Here is a 6,931-nt window from a genome sequence, read left to right on the forward strand (position 1 = left end):
TGTACTTGTCCAAAGCCGGGCTGCCGCGCTTGCCCTGCGGCGCGGCCTGTTGGATATCCCCCTCATCCGACTCGGCCACCGGCTCAGCGCCGCCAGCCGTCTCGCCGCCATGCTGGCGCAGCGCCGCGTAAGCGCCTTGCAGCCTGCCGGCGTCCTGGCGGGCCAATGCCGGCGCGCCGGACTGCAGCGCGCCTTTGAGCGCGTCGTCCTGCCACAGCGCCAGCAGCAGGTCCAGCGTGGACACATTGTCCTGGCCGTGCTCGGCGCTGGCCAGCAGCCAGGCCTTCTCCAGCCACTTGGGCAGCCACGACGACAGCACCGGGTTGCGGGTATTGCCGCTGCGGAAGTTGTCCAGCGCGGCGTCCAGCTCGCGCTCGACGCGGGACAGGTCCGCGCCCAGCGCGCGCAGCGCCGCCAGCGCGGCATTGTCGTCCTGGTCGAACATCGCCAGCAGCACATGCTCGATCTCGATCTCGAAGTGGGTGCGGGCCAGCGCGCGGCTGGCGGCCTGTTCAATGGCCTGCCGCGCAGTGGGCGTCAACCGGTCTATCAGGGATTTCAGCGATACGGACATATGCTTGCACTCATTCTCTAAAGGTGTGGATTCAAATCATTCATCGTTGGCGGCGGCGGCCGGCATCATCTCGCCCAGCCAGCCTCTCAGCGCCGCGCAACCGTCGTCGTCCAGGTCGGCCAGCATCGCGCCGTACCATTCCCGGACTTGTTTCTCGTTCAGGCATTGCAGCAGCAAGGGCCAGCTGTTCTCCAGGAAAACCGCGAAGAACGGCACCCCGCGCTGGTGCAGGAACATGTCGTCGGTGATCTTCAGCTGGCGGTACAGCTCGCGCAGCCAGGTCAGGTAGGGCAGCGTCTCGCGCGCGTGGCCAGCCTGGGTCAGCGCGGAGATGAAATTGACGTAGGCCGCGGCGCAAGAGGACTCGCGGCGGACGCGGTTGATCTCGTCGAACTTCATCAGCCAGGCCTTGCCCCGCTCCACCTCGCCGGCCATCACCGACGCGCTGGCCAGTTGCAAGGCGTTGTGGGCGGACGGCTCCAGCTCGAACAGCTTCTGCCAGCAGGAGAAAGCCGTGCGCCACTGCCCCTGGCGGCTGGTGGCCAGCGCGCACAGACGGTAGGCGTCGGCGCGCAGGCTGGCGGACTTCGCCTCCAGATGCGGCTGCGCCAGCCGCAGCGCCTGGGGCCAATCCTCGCCCTGCAGGGCTTCAACCGCCGCGGCGAGTTCCGGCGGCGCGTCTCCGCCGCTCACGCTGAGCTGAGCGGTTTTCCCGCGGCCCATCAATCGCTTGAGTATGCCCATGGCTTCCGTTTCCCGTTTCAGTCCAACAGCGTGTAACGCATATCGTCCGGATGGCCGGACGGCCTGCCCATCCAGCTGTCGCCGCCCAGACTCAGCGTGGCCGAGCCCAGCGCCGCCGGCTGGACATCGCGCTCGTCCAGTACCAGGCACACCTCGGCGGCCAGGCCATGGCCCAGCGCGAACTTCATCAGCGCGCGCAGCGCCTGCGCGCCGGCGGCGTGCGGCTGCAGCGCGTTGAACTGCTCGCGGCGCAGCGGCCCAAGTCGCAGCTTGAGTTTGGTCTGGCGGTCCCAGATGCGCTCGCCGGCGAAGGCCGACAGCCCCAGCTCGCAGCCATCCATGCCCAGCTGGCTCTGTTCGCCCTCCGGCACCTGCAGCCACTGGCCGGCGAACTGCTCCAGGCTGGCGTCGACGCCGAAGAACCCTTCCACCAGCGTCAACAGCGACTGCGCCGACAGCGGCTTCTGGCTGAGCAGGCCGGCGTAATAGACGAACATCCGCTCGTCCAGCTCCGCGCCCGGCCCCATCTGCTGGCGCAGCTGGGACAGGCCGACGCCGCCCAGATCCAGCAGATTGCGGGTAAAGCCATCGCGCTCGCCGGCCTCGACGTTGATCCAGCTGCGATACTTGCACCAGGCGTCGAAGAACATCGACGCGGTCCGGTGGCTGAACAAGTCGAAGAAGGCGTGCATGGTGTCGTCGCGGTGGCGCAAGCGGCGCTCCAGCAGCAGCTCGGTGTAGGCGGTGGGCAGCGCGCCGCTCGGCCCGGTCAGGCCGAGGAAGCTGATCGTCATCTCATCCGCCGCGTCGCTCTCTTCCGCCGCCGGCTTGTAGCCGGTCAGCTCGCTGGCGGGAAAGGACAAAGACGCCAGCGTGCGAAAGCGCAGCCGTTCCGGCAAACGCCCGCGCCGCGCGCCCGGCCGGCGCGCGCCGGACAGGCCGAGTATGCGCGCCGCCTGGAAGAAGCCGAACTGGCTGGCGTCGGCCGCGAGCTCGCGATGCAGGTCGCGCGGCCGGCGCGACGGCGTCACCGCCACGTCAGCGCCGCTCATTCGCATCCTCCATCCTGCCCCTGATTGCCCATGAGCCGAAGAACAGCCCGGTGATCAAACCCAAAACGCCTCCCGCTACGAGACTAAGCGAAACCATGGCCGTCTCCGCCAAGGATCCGCTGAAAAAATACAGGATGCAGCTCATGATAAATGCCAACGGCAAACCCGCACAAACCATCCAATTCCGCCGGCTTTGCTTCTCTTTTTCCATGCGTCCATGGAAAAAGGAGTAATAAAACAGTTGCAGCACGCTAGGCATCAGCGCGGAAACCACCATCCACTCCATGGCCACCTCAAATCACCAAGGCCTCGCCGGCCCGCGCCGGCCACACCGCCACTTCCTGGTTCTGCTGCGCGGTTTCCACCTGCAGCCGGGTGAAGCTGTTGGGCGCGCAATACAGCGCGAAGAAGCGCTCCAGCACCGAGGCGAAAAGGTAAACGCTGCCGCCGACATAATAATCGGCGTCCAGTTTCAGCCTGATTTCGCTGCCGCGGACGAAGCCGGCGAAATCGCGGCCGGTGACGCGGGTCACCGCCGGCTTGCTGTCTATGCCCACCACGCCCTGGATCTGGCGCACATTGACCGGCGAGCCGGTGAGGTTGTACAGCGCCAGCATCTCCTGCAGCGCCGCCACGCCGGAATCGACGATGGACATGTAGTTCAACGACAGATGCGAGATCAGCCGCCACTGCACCGCGCGGCCCAAGGGGCTGCGCTGGGTGGCCGACGGCTTGCGCAGCAAACGCACCCGCTTCACCACCGAATGGCCGGGCAGGCTGAAATCGGTGCGCTGCGCCGCCTGGCTGCCGCCGAAGGGAATCTGCTCCGGCAGGTCGCGGTTGCTGCACAGCAAGTCCAGGCTCAGCACCTCGGCCGCCGGCCGCACCGCGTTGAACTGCAGGTCCACCAGGTGCAATTCCAGGTCGGTGCCCTTGTCGCCGGCGCGCGGCGAGCCTTCGCGGCTGGCGTGCCAGTAGAATCGCGGCGTCTGGCGCTCGCTGCCGTGGCGCGTCGCGTAGAACGGCGGCACTTCCTCGCTGCTTTCGCCCTCGCCGGACTTCTCCACCCGCACCACGCGGCGGATCTGGATCACCTCGTAGGCCTGCTGCTTGCGGCCATCTGCCAGCACCGCGTAGCCGGCCTTCTGATGGCTGACGCGGATCGGCTCGCCGGGCTGGTTGAACAGGTTGACGATGGGCGCGCAGCCCAGCTTCAGATGATGCGCCTGCAGCTGGGTCAACAGGCGGTGATGGCGTTCGCTGTCCGGGTAGTCGCCCAGCACCAGTTGCAACACCAGTTTGCCGCCACCCAGCCGCGCAGCCACCTTGTCCAGCTCGGCGATGTCGACGAACAGGAATTTGTCCGGATAGCAGAAATACTCGGTCAGCAGCCGATAGCCCATGAACGAGCGCTCGTCGTACTCCAGCATGCCCTCGTCGCGGCCAAAACCCACCGGACGGATGGCCGAGGCCGGCAGCACCGCGCTGCGCGACGGGTCCTCGCTGCCGTCGCCGACGCGGATGCGCAGCACCTGGGACAACAACAGCTCGTACAGCAGGTGCATCAGCGCCGGCTCGCCGTCCAGGAAGAAGCGCAGCGAGCTCAAGCCTATGCTGTTCAAGGCCAGGCCGCCGTGGGTCTGGAACTCCATCGTCAACAGCGCCGCCGCGTCCGGCGCCAGCTGGCGCAGATAGGGCGAGCCGCTGGTCAGCTCCAGCTTGGCATTGCTCAGCGACAGCGGATACAGGTCCACCGGGTAGGCGCTGCGGAACTTGCACACCACGCCGTTGATAGCCGGCGCGTGCACCGGCTGGCCGCGCTCCACGCGGTAGCGCTTGGCGATCTCCGGCCGCGCCGGATCGCACTCGAACTGGACGATGGTGGCCGACGGAATCGGCTGCAGATAGTGTGGGTACAGCACGTCCAGGAAGCTTTCCGCCACTTCCGGATAATCGTCGTCCAGCTTCTTGTGGATGCGCGACGCCAGCAGCGCGAACGCTTCGATCAGCCGTTCGGTGTGCGGGTCGGCGCACTGGTCGCCTTCCATCTGCAGCCGGCCGGCGATCTTGGGATAGCGGCGCGCGAACTCGCCCGACAGCTCCCGCAGGTGGCCGAGTTCGCGTTCGTAGTAAGGAAGTAGAGATTCAAGCATGCGTCACATGGCAAACCCGCATAGCGGGGCTGAGAATTATTTATGGTAGTAATTAGCATTGAATAAACTGTATCTATTACTCAACGCCTCATTTCAAATTCGTAGGCAAGTCATACCCAAAAATCACCAGCACGCTGAACTACGCAGCAAAAAACTGACTAAGTACCACCTCCAGTCTTAGCCATGCTGGAAATTTATTTAATAATTCAAACTCTCATATTAAAATACGGAAAATTTATGAAAAAGCTATTTAATAATTTCTGCACATTCACGCTCAAATGCAATTCCTGCACCACCAAATATTGTGCTACAGCTATTGACCTTACCACCACCAAGCTGACAACCCAATGACACCCTGGTTCTTTCCAGGCTATGGATCTTAAATTGATACATATCATCCAAGATCAACGTATAATCCGCACCAACAGGCAAGCTCTTCGTACCATAGTCTGAGAATTTCATAATCAATGTCGGCGTTTTATTTTCTTTAGGCCACCAAATATTTGCTTGATATCCATCCCTGCTTACTTGTATCGGATTAGAAAACTCTCCATTAGCCTGGTATCTATACAAAATCGCACTTCGCGGCGGCTTGCCCTTCCAGTTAGAAATGGTAAAACTATTAACCAAATTCGCGCACTCTTCTGCCATAGCGCAACTGGATAGCAACAAACACCCCAACGAGATGAATGGGATCTTAAAAAGCCTCAATATATCCATAGTAATTGCTCTCGAATGCGCTGCTTGAAATACCATTAGGAGTCATCACCGTACTTGGATCTGGAGCGCCTAACATCCCACGTAAATCGTATTTCCGTATGGACTCAGGATCAAAGCCCCAAGTATATACTTTAAAGCTAACCTGATCTTTACCATCCAACAGCCCCCCCTCATACACAACCCAATGAGAGTTTTTAATATCACCAACACTATAATTAGGTTGATTGCCAATCATATTAGCATCAATCATCAAAAGAATTTGATGACCCCTGGCTTTATGAGAGTCTATTTTCCTCAACTCAGCGAGCGCATCTGAAACATCCTCGCCCGCATATGAAAACAATTTTTTGGCTACTGGGTGCAATAGGCCGATATCCACTGACTCAACACTTCCATAGCCTGCAATTTTCCTAACCAAGTCTGCCATCATTCCTGGCCAATTAATTGCAGTAAACTGATCCCAATTTCCCGTTTCAATACCATGGTAGCCTAGATTGCTTTCAGAGCTTCTTGTACCAGCAAGCACAATCCAGTCGGCCTCCCACATGTGCATGTGTTGATAATCACCATCCTTCGGCTTGATCTCATACATCGAATCAGAGGGCTCAATAGTAAAATCGTCAATCTTGCATAATCCAGTCCGATGTAGTTCATGCGCGATTTTTCTATAACGATCAGGACTTCGCTTAATCGTCACATAATACAGCGCAGCCATCCCACACAAACTGCTACTACCCTGGTCGATGCGCCATGGTTCCCTCATCCGTTCTTGGACCTGCGTCTGTACGCGCTTCGCATCAAACCAGCGGAAACGATTATGCACAAACTGAACCAGCTCACAGCCCTGCTCTGGATTATCAAGATATACTTTGATTTTTAATTCACAGCCACAAAAATCAGGATCATCAATCTGAATTTTCGCCTTACTACCTAAATTCCCAAGCTCCTTCCTCACCATCTTGGATTCAGATGTGTCTGGGCTGCGATATTCAACAGCCCAACAATAATCATCACCACTAGCAGGAGCGCAGCCATTCATAAGCACCACGGCAAACTCATACTTGTTGCCATAAATCATTGCTTTCTGAAAATTTTCTCCGGTTCCATCATTCTTGGAACCATCATCCAACGGCGTTAGCAAGATTATCTTACGCGGCACATTGATAATTGTTACATTAGGCTTGCCAGAATTAGAAGACTTGAGAGAGTCTTCATACAAGCACTGTCCTGTGTCAGTAGCGGCGCCCATTACTTCATTCCTCCCATGCTTGCTGATGCCAGTGTCGCGTTTTCAGTTCTTCTTTTTTGACGTAACTAAATGCAACTGTAGTTTCTCTGCTGCATCAGGGTTTTTAATAACATGAGTAAAGCCTTGGCTATCAGTAATGCCCAGTTCCTTCTCTCCTGACTCACGGATGATTTTGTACTTCTGGTTGGCCAATGGCTGGCCAGTATGCTCGTCAAGAATTTGATATTTGTTATCAAACTTGGCATCTGGCATAGAGTTAAACATTTGCCCCAAGCTCGTCCCGCCGCTCCAATCATGGCTAGCCCCCTTGAAGCTGACCGTGCCCGGCGCATGCAACTCAATCTTGCCATCCTTGATCCGCACATAAGCACCGCCGCTGGTGAGCAGGATTTCCTGTTTGCCGTTGAAATGGATCCTCTGCTTGGCCGAGGTGATGGTG

Annotated in this window: 8 protein-coding genes; all 8 read right to left on the reverse strand. The window is 58.9% G+C overall.

All coding sequences use genetic code 11. The annotated features are described in order from the left end of the window. The coding region (locus tag VL52_RS22380; RefSeq protein ID WP_046159116.1) for a Clp protease N-terminal domain-containing protein at nt 1-574 on the reverse strand (574 nt) is incomplete at its 3' end. A gap of 36 nt (nt 575-610) precedes the next feature. Next, a complete protein-coding gene (locus tag VL52_RS22385; RefSeq protein WP_046159117.1) occupies nt 611-1,318 on the reverse strand; it encodes a hypothetical protein in 708 nt (235 codons plus the stop codon). Nucleotides 1,319-1,335: 17 nt separating this feature from the next. Continuing rightward, entirely contained in the window at nt 1,336-2,370 is a 1,035-nt protein-coding gene (gene tssG, locus VL52_RS22390; RefSeq protein WP_235429358.1) for a type VI secretion system baseplate subunit TssG, read from the reverse strand. Beyond that, nucleotides 2,357-2,656 (reverse strand): hypothetical protein, encoded by a 300-nt coding sequence (locus tag VL52_RS22395; protein ID WP_046159119.1) that lies wholly within the window; start codon nt 2,654-2,656, stop codon nt 2,357-2,359. Before VL52_RS22395 ends, tssG begins: the two co-directional genes overlap by 14 nt. Nucleotides 2,657-2,663: 7 nt before the next feature. Continuing rightward, the gene (gene tssF / locus VL52_RS22400; protein ID WP_046159120.1) at nt 2,664-4,523 is read right to left on the reverse strand and encodes a type VI secretion system baseplate subunit TssF; all 1,860 of its coding nucleotides are present in this window, start codon (nt 4,521-4,523) and stop codon (nt 2,664-2,666) included. 246 nt (nt 4,524-4,769) lie between these two features. Continuing rightward, nucleotides 4,770-5,243: a hypothetical protein gene (locus VL52_RS24860; protein WP_144410382.1), complete on the reverse strand. Its 474-nt coding sequence runs from the start codon at nt 5,241-5,243 to the stop codon at nt 4,770-4,772. Next, nucleotides 5,221-6,492 carry a hypothetical protein gene (locus VL52_RS24865; protein WP_144410383.1) on the reverse strand — a complete coding sequence of 424 codons (1,272 nt, stop codon included), beginning with the start codon at nt 6,490-6,492 and terminating at the stop codon, nt 5,221-5,223. Before VL52_RS24865 ends, VL52_RS24860 begins: the two co-directional genes overlap by 23 nt. A gap of 42 nt (nt 6,493-6,534) precedes the next feature. Next, on the reverse strand, nt 6,535-6,931 hold a 397-nt coding region (locus VL52_RS25485; RefSeq protein ID WP_046159122.1), incomplete at its 5' end, for a DUF2345 domain-containing protein.

This window comes from Chromobacterium vaccinii (assembly GCF_000971335.1).
Lineage (GTDB): Bacteria > Pseudomonadota > Gammaproteobacteria > Burkholderiales > Chromobacteriaceae > Chromobacterium > Chromobacterium vaccinii.